We start from the raw sequence: 19,272 nt of genomic DNA, 5'->3' as shown, positions 1-19,272 counted from the left end.
TGTGCTGAGAAAATGAAAAAATAAAATCTCTATAATCTGGATTCAGAAAAGCATCAGAAAAGTGATGTGAAAAAATTCTAGAGGAATATCCCTATCTAATTAATTTTTTTGATTCCCTTCAGGGAAAACCAGCTTTTTTAATCAAAGAAGAATTACAAGAAATATGGCAGAATTTGCCAGAGAAAGTTCGAGAAAATTCTAGAAAATTTTGAAGAGTTTGTTTCTTTGATGAGGGAAATAGGAATTATTGAATTTCGGAAAAAAGAAGAACGCTTATTAGCACTCAGCTTTTAGCTGTTTCATAAATAATGAATATACACTCTCCCTTGTCAAGGTCAGTTTTTTCCAATACTTTGAATTCTCCTTAAATCTATTAATACTAATTCCTCCTCAAAAAGCAATAAATTAATAACTGATAGCTGAGTGCTGAATACTTACGGATTATCTCAATTTTTGCTGAAAAAAGGAAACTCATTACAAATATCCCACCGCTTACCATTATGAATTAATAAAGTTAACTGAGAAGCTGTAAATTCAAAGTCAAGCGATCGCTCCCGAAATTCTAACCAAGCTGCTCTAAAATTCTGTTTAGTTAAGTCTCGAAAAGCTACAGTAACATGAGGAGAAAAAGGGCGAATTTTAGAAGGGGGATGCACAATTCCTAAAGTAGTTTCTGTAAATCCAATTAACTCTTTTTGTATTTTTAATAGTTCTGGAGTTTTGACAACATTAACATAGATAACACGAGGTGGAAAAGCAGCAAACCCAGACAAAGTAATGGAAAAAGCAGAGCATTTTTGGGCAAAAGTCTGTAAACACTCCTGCAAAACTGCTAAATTTTCAGTCGGCCATTTAAAAGGAGGCTGTAAAGTAATATGAGGCACGGACCTTAAAGCATGACTGCTATTATATTTAGTAGCAAAATATTCCTTAATTTCCGTAACTTGGTTTTGAATATTTTCAGGTGGCACAAGAGCCACAAATAATAAACGTTTTGACTGACCCATAAAATTAAAATTCAAAAAATAAAATGCCTTGGTTTGCCAAAATAGAAAAAGGTATAGTTGAAAAAACCATATTTGACCAATATGTACCAGCTCATAAAGCTTATGTCCAAGAATTAATTGCTAAAGGACATAAAGCTAAGAGTGGTTACTGGAAAAAACATCAAGGAGGAATGTTACTATTCGAGGCCAAATCTATGGAAGAAGCCCAAAAAATAGTAGCTGAAGACCCCTTAATCAAAAATAATTGTGTCACCTATGAAATTTATCAGTGGTGCATAGTTGCAGAATAAAAAATTGTGTTATAGTAATAAATGATTCGGACCAGCGCGGCTGTAACGCCTAAACCTTGTCAGGACCGGAAGGTAGCAGCAACACGGGATGCTTATGGTAGGCGTTGACTCCGGGTCACCCAATTAATCAGGAGCCAGAAAAATATATTATGGATAATTTGGGAGGAATTATTCAAAGGGCAGTTTATCTAGGAGTGGGATTAGCCTCCTATGCAGGAGAGAAAGCAAATCAGAAATTAGCAGAACTCAGAACAGAGACCCAAAAACTGGCAGATGAGATGGTTAAGCGTGGTGAAATGACTACGGAAGAGGGTCGTAAATTTGTTGAAGATATGATGAATAAGGCCATGCAACAGCCACCGGTAGAGGCATCTCCAGACACAAGACCTAGTGAACCACGTCGTATAGAAATTCTTTCTGAGGATGACAGTTCATCAGAGTCAAACCAAGAAGTAGATAAGATGCGCCAAGAAGTGCATAAGCTACAGGATGAATTGCGTCGGCTACAAAAAGATTAAATCTTCGGACAAAAATTAAGCTCTTCTCCAAGAGTTTAGACACCCTAAGTTTAAAGAGAAAAGCTCAAACAGATAATAATGGAAGACTGGTCAAAAAACTTGTTTGAAGTAATTGAAACTGCTGCTTTAGAAGTAGAAAGTTTCTTCAATGAAATGGCAGAAGAAGTTTCTGAAGTGCTTGATGAGTGGGGAAAGTTCTCGGAAGAGATTACTGAAGAAATACGTACTAACTTTATTGTAGATTTAGATGAGTATCTAAATGATTTAATCGACCCTATTATCGAAGTATATCTGGACTTAGATTTTGATGTGGGAGGGGAAGATATAGACTATTTTGTGGATCGTGTAGAACCAACACTAGAAAAACATCCAGCTTGTAGAGGATGTAGTAATTATCATGGTCAAGTTTATGGCGGAAATTTATTAGTTTGTGGGATGCACCCTTATGGTGTAGATGGAGAAAGTTGTCCAGACTGGGAATCAGATAATAGTAATTTGAAGTGACATACTCCCACACTAAGCAGGTGCTATAGTGCGGGCTTCTCGTTTCGCAGCCCCGGTATCCCGTCGGGCTCCACGAGCTTTAAGAACGGAATGCCCTGCCGCTCTTTTTGCACATAAAAAACTGCTCACCTAGTTCCGCAATAAGATTTTATGTTTTCCCACGGTTGACTAGGAATTCGGGCTAACAACCCCATATCCTATTGAATTTTCATGGTTTATTACTGGCGGCGATTAGCTCAAACCAGCATAATTCGATGATAACATAAAAATTTGTAAATTAATGGTACATCTGCTCCCATTAATTTACCGCCGATTCATCTGGTCGCCAAATCACAGATTATGGCGTGAGGCTCAAGGGCGATTTAGCTAAACAAAAGCTATAACTGATAACTGATAACTGAAATGACTTTTGCCTTGCGCGGAGCACTATATGAATGAAGTGAATTTAGGGACTCTTTACATTGTTGGTACACCAATAGGCAATCTAGAAGATATAACATTTCGAGCAATAAAAACCCTACAAACAGTAGACTTAATAGCAGCAGAAGACACTCGCCACACCAACAAATTATTACAACATTTTGATATCCAAACTCCACAATTAAGTTACCATCAACATAACCAACAAAGTCGTATACCTGAATTAATCGAAAAATTACATCAAGGAAAAACAATTGCTCTAGTAACTGATGCAGGAATGCCAGGAATATCTGACCCTGGATATGAAATAGTAAAAGCTTGTGTTGGAGCAAATATATCCGTAGTACCAATACCAGGAGTAAGTGCAAGTATTACAGCATTAAGTGCTTCTGGACTACCTAGCAATAAATTTATATTTATCGGTTTTTTACCAAGCAAAAGTAAACAACGTCAACAAGACTTAGAAATTTTACCCAACTTACAAGAAACCATAATTTTATATGAATCTCCCCATAAGCTCAAACAAACCTTGGAAGATTTAGCTAAAGTATTAGGTAAACAGAGAAAAATAGTCTTAGCTAGAGAATTAACAAAACTCTATGAAGAATTTTGGCGTGGTACAATTGGACAAGCAATTATTCATTATCAAACTAATCAACCAAGGGGAGAATTTACCCTGATTATTGCAGGAGCTGAACCAGATACACCAGTAATATCAGAAGATACTATTAAAGTAGAATTACAAAAACTTTTAGAACAAGGAATTTCGCGGTCGCAAGCTAGTCGCCAACTGGCCTATCAAACAAACCTGTCCCGTCGCCAAATTTATCAAATAGCTCTAAAAATATAGTTAGGGTTTGGGGTAGGAGGCAGGAGGCAGGAGGCAGGAGGCAGGAGGCAGGAGGCAGGAGGCAGGAGGCAGGAGACAGGAGTTAGGGGAATTTAGAGGAGGCAGGAGTAAGAATTGTAAGAATTATTTTTATGCCCAACCTTGCCTAAAATACTAACTTTTTGAGCGTTTTAGACGTGATACCAGGCACTTTTTCAATGCCCCAAAAAGGCACTTGTCTTTATATGTCAATTCTTTTAGATTAGATCGGTCACGCCCTAGTTATCAGCATTAAATATTAAGAAGATCAAAAAAAAATAGGAAGTCATTATCCACACTATGCTAAAATTGTATAGCTTGAGTTAAACCTCAAATTTACCTAAGTTAAAGATATACTCGAACATGAAAGTTTTCAAGGTACTGCGGGTTTCTGTAACTAAGATTACCGAGTCTCCGCTGAAGCTCAGTATTCAAGCAGAGGGACTGACTGCAACTTCTGGCTGGACAAATCCTCGGTTAGATAACTCAGCCGATCCTAATCCAGATGATTCTGTCCTAGAATTTAGTTTTGACGCTGATAAACCATCAGATGTTAGTCTTCCACGCTTAACACCAATTATGGCTACTGTGGACTTTACACCGACCAATGGTGCAGATGCGGTAATTGTTTCGGCCCGCATTAATTCCATTACTGTTCATGCTGGTGAGTTTATCACACCTGGCCAGATAAGCTCTCAACCTACAACATTGGCAGTAGGAGAAGAAGAGCCTCAATTTACGACATTGGCACTAGGAGAGGAAGAACCAAGTACGCGAGCAGTAGGGGAGGAAGGTCCTCAACCAACTACATTGGCATACGGAGAGGAAGGTCCTCAACTCATTTCACAAGCTCAACCGACAACATTGGCATACGGAGAGGAACAACCTCCTCAACCAACGACACAAGCAGTAGGAGAGGAAAGTCCTCCACCAACGACACAAGCAGTAGGAGAAGAAAGTCCTCCACCGACAACACAAGCAGTAGGAGAAGAAAGTCAACCAACGACATATGCAGTAGGAGAGGAAGGTCAGCCGACGACATATGCAGTAGGAGAGGAAAGTCCTCAACCAACGACATATGCAGTAGGAGAAGAAGGTCAACCAACGACACAAGCAGTAGGAGAGGAAGATCCTCAAGCGACAACACAAGCAGTAGGAGAGGAAAGTCCACCAACAACACTGGCAGTCGGTGAAGAGGGTGGTCCATTTGGTTGGTACTAATGATTAAATCAGCAGATGGTAAATGTTTGCTAATTGCAGGTGGGCAGTTAGACCCGAATCTTACTCGACTGATTGAAATTGCTCAAAGTCAACAGGTTCCTATTTGCGAGGTACTTCATGGGCAAGAAGAAAGTCCAGAGTTTTCATGGCATCTTACTCAGGGACAACCTACAATAAAAGACCGAGTTGTATCGGCAACTGGAGCGTTTATTCGGTATGACGTTTTTGGTAATTTGAGCGCTCCCAAATCTGGAGCATCACAACGGGCGTCGGGTTGGTATCAAACCCTCTATGGTTGGTTACTCTCACAACCCCAAATCCGGTTGTTCAATCGTAACCATTTACCTGCAGTTGGCAATAAACCAGCAATGCTGATTTTAGCCCAAAAGTTAGGGTTGCTCATTCCTGATACTTTGATTACAAACGAAGCTGAGGAGTTGGGCAAATATTCTGCTGGGAGTGCAATTGCCAAGCCAGTTGCAGGGGGTGATTTTTGTTATTCCCTAGAACAATTGCATTCCTCTATCCAGTTTCGGAATGGTTGTGCAGCTATGCCAGCTATTGTCCAAAATCGATTAGTTGCGCCAGAAATTCGGATATATATAATAGGAAATTATGCCTTTGCTTTTGAAATTCGTAGTCAGCATCTAGATTATCGGGTCAAACCAGATGCGGAAGTTATTCCTCTTGCAACACTGCCAGATGAAGTGGAGTTATTACGAAAGTTAATGGCCAGTTTAAATATGGATTTTGGAGCTGCTGATTTCAAAACAGATCCAAAAACGAAGCAACTTGTATTTTTAGAACTGAATAGTTCACCTATGTTTGTTAGGTTCGATCAAATGGTTAAGGGGTCTTTATGTGAGGCGATGATTCAGACCTTGCTCGGATAGGGTTTTCATAGACATCTCCAGAAAAGGTTCTCAAACCCTTATCCCGCTGTTCCAAAATTGGCATTTTTGGAGAGGTCTATTAGAGATAGGGAAAATTACCCATCCAATACTTCTACTGGTTATAGTTATCAGGATTCAGTTTTATTAGGCTGATAATAAGTAATCATTAGAGAAAAATTGGGTGTTGGTGAACTGAGCTATGAACTATAGGGAACAGGTACATCTTTCCAATAGACATCTCCAGAAAAGAGGGGGGAGAGGGGAGGGAGTAGGGGGAAAGAATTGATAATTTCTGTGGGATAATTAATTTGATTTTTTATAGTTGTTTAACTTAAAAATGAGAGGTTTTTTCATCTGAAACTTCCTCAGAGCAAAACAGCTTTGTCTCAATCTAAAGTTAAATGACTATATTATTGGAGATGTCTAATGAAGATAGTGGATTAGTAAGCCAACAGAACCTCTACACTCAGTGGCAACGCACCTTTAAGTGATATGGGATGGCAACTAAACTAGATATAGCACTCCTGGATAAATAGTTAGTATTATAACATAATCTCAACCTCGAAAACAAGTTACGATTTAGGTAAACAAAAAAAAGCTGACGGCTGATAGCTAATTGCGATAAAAAACTGTGAACTCAATAGAATCTTTCTTAAAACGCTTTGAACACTTTGGCGTTGAGCTTGGTCTGGAGCGCATTTACCAACTCTTAGATAACTTGGGAAACCCCCATCAACAAGTGCCCATTATTCATGTCGCCGGGACAAATGGTAAAGGTTCTGTCTGTGCTTACTTATCTTCAATCCTCACAGCAGCGGGATATAAAGTTGGACGTTACACTTCACCCCATTTAGTAGACTGGACAGAACGTATTTGCCTTAACGAACAACAAATTTCTCCGACTAAACTAGAAGAGTTATTGGAAGAAGTAGAAGCAGCTATTAATCCAGAACAAGCTTCACCCACTCTGTTTGAAGTTATTACTGCAGCAGCTTGGTTATATTTTGCTCAACAAGAAGTAGATGTAGCAGTTGTAGAAGTAGGTTTGGGAGGAAGACTAGATGCCACAAATGTTTGTCAGCAACCAATGGTAACTGTGATTACTTCAATTAGTTGGGAACATTGGCAAAGGTTGGGTCCAACTTTAGCTGATATTGCTGGTGAAAAAGCGGGTATTCTGAAACCAGGATGTCCTGCAGTAATTGGGCAACTACCACCAGAAGCGGAAAAAGTAGTACAAAAACGGGTTAATGATTTGGAGTGTCCCGTAGTTTGGGTGAAACCTGCTGAATTATTAGAGGGGAGTAGAGAAAATGATTCTCTGCCAATGGCTAATTATCAAGGTATTGAATACCCACTCCCATTACTTGGAGATGTACAGTTAATAAATTCAGCGATCGCTATTGCGACAATTCATATCCTGGAAAAACAGGGTTGGCAGATTTTTCCAGCAGCAATTAAAGAAGGAATAGCTAATACTAAATGGCCTGGGCGTTTGCAATGGACAAAATGGCAAGACCGTAAATTATTGATTGATGGTGCTCATAATACTGCTGCTGCCCAAGTATTGGGGAGATATGTCAGGACACTTAATTACCAATCTATCAGTTGGGTTATGGGTATGCTCTCAACTAAAGAACATTCAGAAATTTTTCGCGCTTTGATTAGACCGGGCGATCGTTTATACCTAGTTCCTGTTCCAGACCATAGTTCGGCTGATACGGGTCAGCTTACTACTATAGCTAAGAATATTTGCACAGAATTAGCATTCTGTCAAGCTTACCCCAATTTAAGAACCGCGATGGAAGAGGCTGTGGTTGACAGTGAAAATCTGATTGTTTTATGTGGTTCTCTGTATTTATTAGGATATTTTCTAGCAACTAGCGGGAACTAAAGACCCTACTATTGAAATTTCTGTTTTTGTGTTTGCTAAATACAGGTATTTATGAAAAATTGCCTCAATTTTTTCTGGGTTTATATCGTGTTCGGATAATTAGTGATAAAAAACTTTCTTCTTCTCTTCCTTCTTTTTTCCTCCTGACTCCTGACTCCTGACTCCTGACTCCTCCGTCGTTTATTTATAACTGTTCAACCGAACATTATATTATTGGTTTATTTATAAATTCAGAACATCCTACAAACTGAGCGCGAACTCGATCAATTATACTGTCTCTCCCAGTTAGAATTACTACCGGAGTATTTTTTAAATGAGGTACTCTACGAAGTTGGCGACAAATTTCATAGCCATTAGCAATAGGCATTTCTAGGTCTAAAAATACTAAATCTGGTTGTATTTCTATGAGACTAGACACAGCTAATGTAGACTTTTGAATTCCTATAAATTTATAGCCTCTTTTTGTAATAATTTTCCCCATAATTTGACTAATTATGGGGCAATCATCAATACAAACTACTAATTTTTTCTGGCTCTTTATAATAGTTTCTGGTAATAATGAATTTTGTGTTTGAATCTCTTTTGCTTGACTCTTTACTACATCAATTTTCACTACAGATAATGCAGGTATATCAGGCACATCAGTCAATTGAATTATTTCTTGACTCACATAATTCATCAAGATTTTAGTCAGACTTAATAAATCCTGCTTTAAGTAAAAAGCCAAATCTCGCAATGTCAGTTGTTTACTAATTAATGCCTGAAATTTTTGGTAAATTAGAGTAGATGTGTGTTGTTTTAGAGTTTCAGGTTTGTTCAATAGAGGTGCTAAATTGGGAGAGTAGTTGTGTAAATTTGCCTCACACCAACCTTGCCATATTGGTTTAACTTTTTCAAAAGCTTCATAGATACTCAAACGAAAAATTGGTTGTTTAATTTCCGCTTGTAGATGACAAGTTAGAGAAGTAATTTGTAAATTATCTAAATTATCTTGCTGAATTAAATCAAACAATACTTCTATCAGAGTGTTGTTAATTATATTTATAGCTTGTGAAAGTGATATTTTTTCTTGTTTAAGTAGATTATTAACTATGTAATATTGCCTGCTTTCACAAACATCATGGGTATAGAAACTTAGAGTTTCCAGAGAAATAGAAGGGCAAAATTGAGTTAAATTTCTACGCCATCTTCGCCAAGCGCTATTACGACCTGTTGCCCAAGTTAGACATCCTCGATGAAAATATAATTGTCACTGTTGTTCTTCTGTATTCTGAAGTTCTAACTTACCACTAAATTGTTTAGGTATCAGACGGATTAAATGTTTAAAAAATATCGCTGTAGTTGGTTTTGTTTTAGTAATCATTTTTAATGCTCCATCAATGCAGTCCTGATTGGCGATATGCTTAAAATAATACTTCTAAAAACATTAACATCCGTCATTTCACTGAATCTTAATTAAAATTTTATTCAGATTATCGCTATGGTACTAAGGAAATTTAGGAAAAAATTAATTGTTGACCAGAAGATAATCGTTTTTGATGATGGTTTTCTTCAGAAGAGAAACTTGAGCCGTTGCTAATCTTTTCCCCTGTGCAGAACCAGGGTAAGCTCATCTAAAAGAGGGTTGACATAAAGTATTGATAATAGTCATCATGTAATTGTTGTTTATAGCAGCTTGCTTCATTTTTTGACGAAGACTGCGTTTAAATATAGCAATGTGCGCTGGCATATTTACACATTATTTTTGTAGACCTGTTCTAGACTGCACTTTGAGCTGGACATTGTAAATACCTGAGCGCACATTGCTATATTTTCTCTTGATGGAGAACATCAAGTACCAATCGTCTCAGAAGAGTGAAGTTGTGTAGACTATGCTTCGATTTAATACGACATTAATATTCAGAAAAAGTGACATCAAGTGTTCAATGAAGATTGTTTTCATTGACAATTTCTTATGAATTTTAAGATTTATTTGACCTTTAAGTTTTTTTTTCATTTTTGCTTTAGTCTTAGCTTAGTAGGACTTATTGCTTGCCAAACATTATCAGATCCCAAAGAAGGAATTACTCACCAAATAATTCGACTAGGTTCTATCCTCCCTTTAGAAGGACAAGAAGAGATTTTAGGGAATAGGATGAAATCTGGTTTAAAAGCTGCACTTGATGACCAATTAGTACAGGCAAAAAAAATTAAGTTAATCTTTGAAAATGATTATTATGAACCTTCAGTTGCTCATCAAAAGACACAACAGTTGATTAAATCTGGTATTTTTTTAATGATTGGAAATGTTGGTACACCGACCGCAAAACAAACATTGCCAATTTTAAAGAAAAATAATATTCCTGCCATTGGTTTTTATACTGGTTCTGAACTTTTGCGATCGCAACCTGAACTAATCATTAATTATCGTGCGAGTTATGCACAGGAAATAGAAAATGTGGTTAAAATGGCTTTAAATTTTGGGGTAAAACCCTCTGAAATCTGTGCTTATGTTCAAGATGACAGCTATGGTATATCGGGATTAAAAGGAGTCAGAAACGCTTTACTAAAAGCACAGGTTGAAGAGAACATCTTAGATACATACGAGCAAGTTTTAGAGTATAAAGAAAAGGGAAATGAAGACAATCCTTTCCTTAACCCCGTAGGATTTTATCCCCGTAATACTCCCTATGTAAAAGAAGATTATAACTCATTAAAAAAGTGGGAAAAAAGCACAGGAATAAACTGTAGATTAGTCGTCACAGCAGGAACTTCTACTAATATCGCACGATTTATTAAGTTAGCTCAAGAGAAAAGAGAGGATTGGGTCATTTCGTCCCTGTCATTTGCTCATGCAGAGGAATTACAGTTTGACTTAGAAGAATACGGTGTCAAAGAGAAAGTGATTATCACAGAAGTTGTTCCCTCATTAGACTCCAATCTACCTATTGTTCAAGAAGCAAAATCCAAGCTAAAAAACGAGTTTGATCGTGTATCTTTAGAAGGATATATTGTAGGAAAAATGACTTTAAAAATTCTCAGAGCAATACCAGGAAAAATTAATCGTGAGAGCTTTTTAAAACAGGTTGCTATTTCCAAATTCGATTTAGGTGGTATTGCAATTGATTTAACTCAAGGCAGAACTCAGTCCTCTGACCTTGTTTCAATAACTGTTCTTACCCCTCAAGGATTTAAACATTTAAAGCCAGATAAACTAAGGGATATATTTCAATAATTATTGATTATTATTGGTTTTTTTATCGGAAAAATAACTAATGGATAAAAGAGAAAAAAATTTACTAGAAGAAATGAGTAATCCTGAGTCTCTCAATTCTGAAAAATCTAAAAGCAGTCCTGAAAAGACTAGATTAAAAGAACCTAAATTATTGAACCCCATTTCTATTGTAGACGCCAAAATTTATGATTTTGTTGAATGGCTGCAAGATTTATCTTTCTTTAAGTTAACAGTTATGTTAAGTGAGGGCGCACTGTTGTTGGCCGTGGTATCTTATGTGATTACCATACCTGCTCGAAACGAACAGAAGATACAAGAAGCTCGAAATGTTCTGCGTGAAGAATCTGGCCATGAATATAGTGACGCACGGATTGCTGCCCTGAAAGTTTTAAATAATAAAAGTTGCCAAGGTAATCCAGGACTAAAAGCACCTAAAGCAAAAATGCCTAATCTTACCCTTAATCCTTGCCAATCTTTATCTTTCAGTCAGGGTTCACTGAAGGTTAATAAATATTCAATGGATCTCTCCCATTCAAATTTAGAAGAAGCTGATCTCTCAGGTGCAAGTCTTGTCGGAATTAATTTACGAGGGAGTAATCTCCAGGGTGCAAATTTGGCCAAGGCTAATTTAAAAGGTGCGGATCTAACGGGTGCCCAATTACAGGGTGCGAATTTAGCACAAGCCAACTTAAAGAAAGCCATACTCCAAGATAGTAATTTAGATAATAGTAATTTGTATGGAGCTAACCTTCAAGCAGCCAATTTCTCTGAAGCTAGTCTAGTCAATATTAGAGCCTTATGGGCTAATTCCCGTAATGCTATTTTTCATCGAGCCAACTTACAATCAGCGAATTTTAATCGAGCAGATTTAAGGGGGGCTGATTTTTATAAAGCTAATCTAGAGAATGCCACCTTGCGTTTTGCCGATTTAAGTAGCACGACTAACGCCACAGGAGCGCAATTAAAACCCACTAATCTGCGAGAAACCGAATTAAAAGGGGCTGATCTGTGGGGAGCAAAAATGTGGTCAAAATTTCAAATTAAACAGGCTAAAAATTGGCAGAAAAGCAATAGGATGCCTAATTGGGAACAGCAGATCGAACAAGAACGATTACCTCGTTTACGGATAGCTTTGCTCAAACCAGAAACTGGTCAAAGTCTTTCCGATGCCTATGAATTGGGGATGCGTCGTGCTGCTGACCGTCGTGTGGAAATTTGGGGGATTAGTCATTCGAGTGGTGTGGAGAACGAAGCCAAAATAATTAAGCAGTTGATCGATGATGGTATGGATGGGATTATCTTAACACCTGAAGATCCCGTTGACTCACTTCCTGCGCTGAAAAAGGCTAGCGATGCTGGAGTGGCTATTATCACTGTAGATTTCTGCTTCGATTTTATCAAAGCAGAAGATTTAGCCATTGCTTGCTTTAATACAAATAGTTTCCAAATGGGCTATGATTCAGGGCAATACATAGCACAATGGACTCAAAAGAATTTACTGAGCAATTCCTCCTCACGACAATCGGTTCAAATTGCCTTGGTTGATGGTGCTGTCTACGATCGCTACTACCCCTATCTTCAAGGAGTATCAAAAGCGTTGAAGAAGGAGACAGGAGACAGGAGACAGGAGACAGGAGGAAAATTACATGGGGATTCTAACCCCAAGTAATTTTGAACACCCTGTAGACGGTGGGGTATTAAACCCACAAAGAAAATGATAAACGAATCGGGTATCTTGTTTAAAATCGTTGACTCGGTTAGCGTTACTTCTACCAGCGATATTATAAAAGTTAAAAAACTACTTAAAAATAATCCTAATGTTCAGATACTTTGGGGAGGGTCAAATCTAGCAACGGAGACTGCACTTACAGCAGTGACAGAATCTGGTTTGAATAACAAAGTTAAGGTTTTCGGGGTTTTAGACCTGTCGAGAGAGAAAGCAGAAATGTTACTAGATCCTAATAGTCCTTTAGAGTTGATTATCGATCAGTCCGGTCTTGAGATTGGTTCTGATGCTGTTAAAAAAACAATTTCTGTCTTGAGAAAAAAAAGGTCAGGAGCAGATTATCGGGTTTACCCCGTTAAACATCGTCTATTAACTCAAGATGACCCAGACACTGTACGTGATTTTCTCAAGGAATATGGCTGGTTCTAACGGTAGTGTCACAAAAGGGCGTTGGTAAATCAAGAGATGAAACTTTAAGAGTAATCTGTTTCTGATACCTTTAAATAGGGTTTGCTGAAAAAGTCCTGTGAGCGAGGGTAGGAGTCAGGAGTCAGGAGTCAGGAGTCAGGAGTCAGGAGTCAGGAGTCAGGATAAATGGGAATGAGCGAGGAGGTAGGAGTAAGAATTGTCCCTTAATTTTTCTGCCATAGTCAGCCCAAAATACTAGCTTTTTGAGCGTTTTCAACTGAAACAAGCGCACTTTTTTCGACCCTCAAAAGGCTAAAACCTTTATATATAAATACTTTGATAATTAATCAGCAAGTCCTAAATATTTTACCAGAGTCAGTGATGGGTATTACCCCTAGTAGAAAATCATCTTGCTAATTACCAATGCCCTTTTTTCCTGTCTCCTGACTCCTGTCTCCTGACTCCTCCCTAATTATTTATAAATGTTTAACCGGACATAATATTACTACTTTAAGAATTCCCAATTTTAAACCTGAAAAACTATAAATTATCCCACTCAGACGCCGCATCAGCTATGGCCTGATCAACAGTTTTCTCTGCCAACATAGCCGCCTGTAAATTTTGAGAAATAATCTGTTTCAACTCATTCAAATTTTTAACTTGTGGAAGTAAAACTTCTGCTTTCAGCATTTGATTAGCACTAATAATTCGAGCTTTATCTTGAGTAGAAGCATTAGAAGGAAGATTTTGAAAATAATTATTCTCTAAAGTCTGAGTTATAGAAGGTAGAACATTAGTTTCTTGAGTAAAAGCAGTTTGATTTTGATTATTAGTGATAAACAAAGCAAATTTCAGCGCTTGGTCTGGTAGTTTAGTATTACTAGAAATAGCTAAATTCATTAACATCATACTCTTTTTACCAGTTTCACCCGTAATTTGAGATACAGGTTCTGATGCTTGTCCAATATCCGGTGTATTTTCAGATATTGCCTCGATCGCTTCTGAACCAGAAAACAACATAGCTATTTCTCCAGCTTGATATAAATCTATACCAGCTTGAATCCCTTTTGTCAATACTTCCTTTGGTAATAGCCCATCTTGATATAAATCAACCCAATACTTGAATACTGTCTGACCAGTTGGAGTATTAAAAGCAGCCTTTCCATCAACATCTATCAGTGTCACTCCCATCTTGCCAAAAGACTCTAATACCTCTGAAAATTCTTCTGGTAGAAAAGAAATAAAAAATGCGTACTTATCAGTTTTTTCTTTAATCTGTTTAGCCACCTCTGCTAACTCTGAATAATTTTTGGGAGGTTGCTCTAGTCCTGCTTGTTGAAATAGCTGAGAATTATAAATAGTTATATTTGTTGTGGCATACCAGGGGATACCAAAACTTTTACCATTAATCTGACTAGCTTGCCAAAGATTAGATAAATATTCATTCTTAACCGAATCTGATAAAATAGTATCCAAATTTAACCAAGTATTAGGTTCAGTCAATAAATGTGCAAAACTTGAATTAAGATTAACAACATCTGGAAGAGTTTCTGTCAAAATAGCACTCTCAATTTTGCTTTCCATCTCTGACCAAGACACATCAACCCATCGCACCGATAAACCTGGATTATCTGCTTCAAAATCAGTAATCAATTGATTAAAATAATTCGTAAATTGAGGTTGAAGCTGTATCGTCCAAAACTTAATTTCTTGAGTATTTAAGTTAGGAGAGAGAGTGGTGCAACTAATCAAAAATGTTAAAATTAGTCCGAAGATAGCAAATAGTCTAAAACGTTGCCATTTAACAATGTAAAACATTTGATGAAATCTATAAAAGTATCTGAAATATAGTTATTTGATTGAAGTTATGATAATTTTTGCACTTTCCATTATCAAGGAAAAATAAAATTATTATATAATTCTAAATTACTATCTTTTTGTCTATTTATAGTAGAGGTTTTATCAATATATAAAATTTAACTTTGAAAGGTGATTCAGGAATTAATTTTGGGGGAAAACAGTTAATAGCTTATAGCAGTTTTCATTAACATAGAATACAGAGATTTTGGCTTAAAGGCAGAAGGCAGAGGGCAGAAGGCAGAAGCTTTGTAGTCTACCTTTGTGAACACCGCTATAAATTGAGAATAGTAAAAAATTATAAGATTAGTTTTTAGTAACTGAATCTCAATAATTTTCTCGTTAAAAAACATTGTTTTAGATTAAATTTAAGCTGTAAAATGATACTTTTTAAAATCACTTAACTGTCTATAAAATATAAGCAATCTAGTTTTAATTTGGAAAGATATAAGCAAAATTAATTACATAATTTTATGGTAGGCTAAATAGCTTATACAAAATTAAAGTGAAGTTGCATAGAATAATATTTTAATCAGAGCTGACTGTAGAGCGAGACAGAAAAGTTAATAAATTTCATAATTCTGTGTCGCCTCACGTAAAATTGGTATTATACCTAACGCCCAAAAATGAACACCTAATCCTCATCCTGTGTCGCCTCAGATAAAATTGGTATTAGACAAATATTGATTGTCTATTAACAAGTCCATCATTGACTCTTCACTATTGAGTTATCAGTTCACTGTTTCTCACTCCAATAGACAATTTTTTTGCTAATTAAACGGATTTAATATTAATTGTTTGGAGTAGATTAGAATCAAGAGTATCGCGGACTTCTTTGAGCACAGAATTGGCAAATACAGTTTCAATACTGAACCACTTTTACCAATCGCTGATAACTGCTCACTTTTTTTAACTATATTTGGTTTTCTCTTGGCCATAATTGGGAGATACAGTTGAAATGCCGAAACACTTTTACCGATTACTGATAACTGATTCAAAGCATTTTTCAGAAATTAATGCTATTCTTGGAAAATGGAAAAAATCAGCATAACAAAAGTTATTAAATACTAAACACTAACTCTTGGAAAACAAAAAATCATAGTTAAGACTTTTGGTAGTTAGTATGAGTATTTTAATAGAAATCTGATAATAAACACAACTAACTATACCTTAATACTTAATTAACTTATAGATAGTATTGCCAAGATTATCATCATCAATTTATCAATAGTTTTTAACATTGTATTTCCAACCCTCACGTTTATTTGAAAAATTAGTGTGTACATTTTTGGTAAATCAAAATCCCCATCATACACCAGAATTTCGCAGTTCCTCTGCAGGAAGCGAACTGATTCAAAACAGCCATAATTTCTAGGTCTAGTCATGGCAAATTTAGAAAAACATATTTGTATTAAATTAAAATCAGGAGAACTATGGTTAATTACTTAAAAAAATTGTTAAAAAAAAAGCAACCAGGAATAGGAGTAGAGATAGGCCCAGAAAGAATTAATATTGCTGAAATCCGTCAACAAGGAGAGCAATTAAAGTTAATAACCCTTGCCACAGCAGAAGTGCCAGAAGATGTATTTTTAGAAGGTCAAATAGTTGATCCCCCTACAGTATCAGAGCTAATAGAGTCAGCTATAGAAGAAAACAATATAAAAACCAGAAGAGTAGCAACAGCAATTCCAGGCAGAGAAGCAGTAACTCGTGTAATACCTGTACCAGCAGAATTAAACGACCAAGAATTGCAAGATTATATGAATCAAGAAGCAGGTTTATACTTACCATTTCCCAGAGAAGAAGCAGATGTAGACTACCAAAAATTAGGAATAATACTAGACCCAAATGATGATTTAGAAAAAGTACAAGTAGCCTTAGTAGCAACTAGAAAAGAAGTAACAGATAGCTACATAGAAGTATTCCACCAAGCAGGATTAGTAATAGACGTTTTAGAAGTAAGTAACTTTGCCTTAATCCGAACAGTAAAAGATATACTTCAACAATATGGACCCCAAGAAGCAACAGTAATAGCAGATTTAGAATTTGACAGTACTGAACTTGCTATCGTAGTAGATGGAATACCTCAATTTAACCGGACAATTCCCATTGGTACTTATCAAATGCAATCTTCCTTAAACGAAGCAATGAACTTACCTCCGACCAGAGATACTACCGAACTACTGGGAATGACCGTTCCAGTATTAGATACAATGGGAGTCACAGGCAACGAACCCAACCCTGGAACTAATGCCTTACTAAAAGTATTAGCAGAATTAGGGGATGAACTGCGACGCTCAATAGATTTCTATCTCAATCAATTTGAAGATTTGGAGGTGGCACAATTATTATTAACAGGATCGGGTGCAGCAATAGGACAAATAGATGACTTTTTTATGCAACGTTTAAGTTTACCCGCATCCAAAGTCGATCCAATAGAAACTTTAGCCCTAGAAATAGAACAAGAAATTCCACTAGAACAACGTTCCAGTCTAGGAGTCGTATTAGGTTTAGGATTAAGAGAGGTTTAAATTAATTATGTATGGCTTAGATATAAATTTTCTTAACGATCGCCCAGAATATAAAAAAGATATTCCCAAACCAGTAAGTGGTCGTGGACTATCACTAGAAGACCCCAGACCAATTCTGATTGGGGCAGCAGTAGCAGTAGCAGTTAATGGTCTAGTTGCAGGTGGATGGTTCTATCTCAATCGAGTAAACACCAAATTACAGGCAGACCTAGACAAATTAAATGCCGAATTGAGCAAACTAAACACTCAAATTAAAGATATAGAAGCAATCAAAGAAAAAACTAAGACATTTAAAGCAGAGGCAAAAGCCTTAGCAACAGTTTTCGACCAAATTAAACCATGGTCAGCTTTATTGGGAGAATTTGGCACCCTCATACCTAGCGGGGTCAAAATAGTTAGTATAGAACAAAAAGAACCAAAAATAGTTGCTCCAGCAGCACCTCCAGCAAGTAAAAAAGCTCCAAAAAGGGATAAAAAAGAACAGGCAGCAGTACCCCCAAAACCAACAGCAACTATATCATTTTCTGGGACAGCAGATTCTTATGGTCAAATTAATGACTTTTTATTGCTACTGCAAAACTCCCCATTTTTCCAAGGAGAAAAAACAAAACTAATTAGTGCTGCGAAAAAACCTAATCCAACCAGACTAGAATTACAAGAATCTAGGTCAACTTTAGCTCCGGATATACCAGAATTACCACAAGTAGTTGAATATAAAATCGAAACCAATCTCAGCCCCTTAGGCGCATCAGAATTATTGCCTCAATTAAAAAGTCAAGGAGCAATTGGATTAGTAGATAGGATAGAAATATTAACACAAAAAGGAGTATTTTAAAAATGGTAGTAGCAAATGAATGGAATCCAGAATTAGAAGAACAAGAAGGAGAAGTAGGGGGTCCGAAAATATTCGGTATCTCACTCAAAGACCCCAGATTTCTCGGAGCAGTTATTGGCGTTGTCGGATTAGGAGCAGCAGGATTTTTAGGATATAGTCATTTCAAACCAGCAATTGAAAAAAGTGCGACATTAAGAACAGAAATAGAGACAGCAAAAAACACTATAAAAGAACAGAAAAAACAAATAAAAGAACGACCAAAAGCAGAAGCAGAAAGGGCAGAAGCTGAGAAACAAAGAGAAGACGTAACCAGCTTATTTGCCAGTGAAAAAACCATGAAAACTCTGCTGTACGATATGAATAAACTGATCGATCAAATTAATACAGGAATTAGTAATGAAGACCGACAAGCCAAAATGATTAAATTTGAACCAGTGGAGTCAAAAGATGGCAACTATATAGTTAACGATAATTCATTAGGACCACTGGTAAATGGTAAATTAAAGCGACGAGAATTCAAAGTAGAATTTGAAGGAACTTATGCCCAAACAAGAGCCTTTATGATTGCTTTGGAGAGAATGCAAACATTACTGGTAGTAAAAAACTTAAAAACTAAACTACAGCAAGGAAATCAGATTATCGAAGTTGAATGGAGACAAAATAGATTTATACCAGTCAGGCAACCAGAAAGTAGACTCAGAACATCCTTTGATATGCACGCTCTGTTGGCCTTAAGCAAACAAGAATCATTGGCTAAACCAGAACCTGCCAAACCAGAAAAGCAAAAAAAGAAAAGATAACATAATTTGCCAAATACTATGGTATGCTATCTTGTTATATATATGTAAATTTGACAGTTAGTGCTTGGAAGGGTGGGAAAAGTAGAAAAAAGAAAAATTTGAAAGGTGACAGTTCCAAAGCTGTGGATAAAGCCCTATACTCTAGCCAAATACATAAAAAACGACGGTAGAGAGTTAGCTAGGCGGATTTATCCCCTGGTTGAATAACGACACGGGAGTTTTAACCCGAAGTAAAAATCTGCTCTGAAAGTAAGCTCACAGGTGGATTTTTGTCTACCCCGAGGAG

Annotated in this window: 16 protein-coding genes, 1 other RNA gene and 1 pseudogene; 14 read left to right on the top strand and 4 right to left on the bottom strand. The window is 36.7% G+C overall.

Annotated elements, in window-relative coordinates; all coding sequences use genetic code 11:
- Positions 1 to 446 precede the first annotated feature (446 nt).
- On the bottom strand, positions 447 to 1,007 hold the full coding sequence (locus F6K06_RS03355; RefSeq protein WP_287242225.1) for a 2'-5' RNA ligase family protein: 561 nt from the start codon (positions 1,005 to 1,007) through the stop codon (positions 447 to 449).
- Positions 1,008 to 1,030: 23 nt separating this feature from the next.
- Between F6K06_RS03355 and F6K06_RS03350 the strand changes: the two genes are divergently transcribed.
- The 8 genes from F6K06_RS03350 (at position 1,031) to F6K06_RS03315 (ending at position 7,615) form a co-directional block, all read left to right on the top strand.
- Entirely contained in the window at positions 1,031 to 1,297 is a 267-nt protein-coding gene (locus F6K06_RS03350) for a YciI family protein (RefSeq protein WP_287242226.1), read from the top strand.
- Positions 1,298 to 1,320: 23 nt separating this feature from the next.
- Positions 1,321 to 1,417, top strand: an RNA gene (ffs, locus tag F6K06_RS03345) — signal recognition particle sRNA small type.
- 29 nt (positions 1,418 to 1,446) lie between these two features.
- Positions 1,447 to 1,815, top strand: coding sequence for a phasin family protein (locus F6K06_RS03340; protein ID WP_287242228.1), 369 nt, complete (start codon positions 1,447 to 1,449; stop codon positions 1,813 to 1,815).
- Positions 1,816 to 1,893: 78 nt separating this feature from the next.
- Positions 1,894 to 2,319 carry a hypothetical protein gene (locus F6K06_RS03335; RefSeq protein WP_287242230.1) on the top strand — a complete coding sequence of 142 codons (426 nt, stop codon included), beginning with the start codon at positions 1,894 to 1,896 and terminating at the stop codon, positions 2,317 to 2,319.
- 430 nt (positions 2,320 to 2,749) lie between these two features.
- Positions 2,750 to 3,589, top strand: a complete 840-nt coding sequence (rsmI, locus tag F6K06_RS03330; protein ID WP_287242232.1) for a 16S rRNA (cytidine(1402)-2'-O)-methyltransferase — start codon at positions 2,750 to 2,752, stop codon at positions 3,587 to 3,589.
- A gap of 381 nt (positions 3,590 to 3,970) precedes the next feature.
- Entirely contained in the window at positions 3,971 to 4,828 is an 858-nt protein-coding gene (locus tag F6K06_RS03325) for a hypothetical protein (RefSeq protein WP_205127607.1), read from the top strand.
- A complete protein-coding gene (locus tag F6K06_RS03320) occupies positions 4,828 to 5,721 on the top strand; it encodes a RimK family alpha-L-glutamate ligase (protein ID WP_287242235.1) in 894 nt (297 codons plus the stop codon). Before F6K06_RS03325 ends, F6K06_RS03320 begins: the two co-directional genes overlap by 1 nt.
- 631 nt (positions 5,722 to 6,352) lie before the next feature.
- On the top strand, positions 6,353 to 7,615 hold the full coding sequence (locus F6K06_RS03315) for a folylpolyglutamate synthase/dihydrofolate synthase family protein (protein WP_287242237.1): 1,263 nt from the start codon (positions 6,353 to 6,355) through the stop codon (positions 7,613 to 7,615).
- A gap of 205 nt (positions 7,616 to 7,820) precedes the next feature.
- Here F6K06_RS03315 and F6K06_RS03310 read toward each other — a convergent pair whose 3' ends face one another.
- Together F6K06_RS03310 and F6K06_RS34505 are read right to left on the bottom strand one after the other, a co-directional pair.
- Positions 7,821 to 8,627, bottom strand: coding sequence for a response regulator (locus tag F6K06_RS03310; RefSeq protein WP_124143004.1), 807 nt, complete (start codon positions 8,625 to 8,627; stop codon positions 7,821 to 7,823).
- 597 nt (positions 8,628 to 9,224) lie between these two features.
- Positions 9,225 to 9,555: pseudogene (locus F6K06_RS34505) on the bottom strand (hypothetical protein); the annotation flags it as partial.
- Between the two features lie 14 nt (positions 9,556 to 9,569).
- Here F6K06_RS34505 and F6K06_RS03300 point away from each other — a divergent pair.
- From F6K06_RS03300 to F6K06_RS03290, 3 genes are read left to right on the top strand one after another with little or no spacing between them, the layout of a single operon-like run.
- Positions 9,570 to 10,829: an ABC transporter substrate-binding protein gene (locus tag F6K06_RS03300; RefSeq protein ID WP_287242240.1), complete on the top strand. Its 1,260-nt coding sequence runs from the start codon at positions 9,570 to 9,572 to the stop codon at positions 10,827 to 10,829.
- Between the two features lie 40 nt (positions 10,830 to 10,869).
- Positions 10,870 to 12,498 carry a pentapeptide repeat-containing protein gene (locus F6K06_RS03295; RefSeq protein ID WP_287242242.1) on the top strand — a complete coding sequence of 543 codons (1,629 nt, stop codon included), beginning with the start codon at positions 10,870 to 10,872 and terminating at the stop codon, positions 12,496 to 12,498.
- 45 nt (positions 12,499 to 12,543) lie between these two features.
- Complete coding sequence (locus tag F6K06_RS03290; protein WP_287242244.1) at positions 12,544 to 12,984, top strand: hypothetical protein; 441 nt, start codon at positions 12,544 to 12,546, stop codon at positions 12,982 to 12,984.
- A 519-nt stretch (positions 12,985 to 13,503) separates the two neighbouring features.
- On the opposite strand, the gene F6K06_RS03285 is transcribed toward F6K06_RS03290, so the two are convergent.
- On the bottom strand, positions 13,504 to 14,781 hold the full coding sequence (locus F6K06_RS03285) for a sugar ABC transporter substrate-binding protein (protein WP_124143001.1): 1,278 nt from the start codon (positions 14,779 to 14,781) through the stop codon (positions 13,504 to 13,506).
- 1,472 nt (positions 14,782 to 16,253) lie between these two features.
- Between F6K06_RS03285 and pilM the strand changes: the two genes are divergently transcribed.
- Genes pilM through F6K06_RS03270 form a run of 3 tightly spaced genes read left to right on the top strand, consistent with a single transcriptional unit; the run spans position 16,254 to position 18,986 of the window.
- Positions 16,254 to 17,351: a type IV pilus assembly protein PilM gene (gene pilM, locus F6K06_RS03280; protein WP_124143000.1), complete on the top strand. Its 1,098-nt coding sequence runs from the start codon at positions 16,254 to 16,256 to the stop codon at positions 17,349 to 17,351.
- 7 nt (positions 17,352 to 17,358) lie between these two features.
- On the top strand, positions 17,359 to 18,186 hold the full coding sequence (locus F6K06_RS03275) for a PilN domain-containing protein (protein ID WP_287242248.1): 828 nt from the start codon (positions 17,359 to 17,361) through the stop codon (positions 18,184 to 18,186).
- Positions 18,187 to 18,188: 2 nt separating this feature from the next.
- Positions 18,189 to 18,986, top strand: a complete 798-nt coding sequence (locus F6K06_RS03270; RefSeq protein ID WP_124154328.1) for a pilus assembly protein PilO — start codon at positions 18,189 to 18,191, stop codon at positions 18,984 to 18,986.
- Positions 18,987 to 19,272 lie beyond the last annotated feature (286 nt).

Origin of the sequence: Okeania sp. SIO1H4, from assembly GCF_010672695.1 — a bacterium.
Taxonomy (GTDB): Bacteria; Cyanobacteriota; Cyanobacteriia; order Cyanobacteriales; family Microcoleaceae; genus Okeania; species Okeania hirsuta.
The sequence above is the reverse complement of the archived record's forward strand: the minus strand, read 5'-3'. Positions and strand labels throughout refer to the sequence as shown.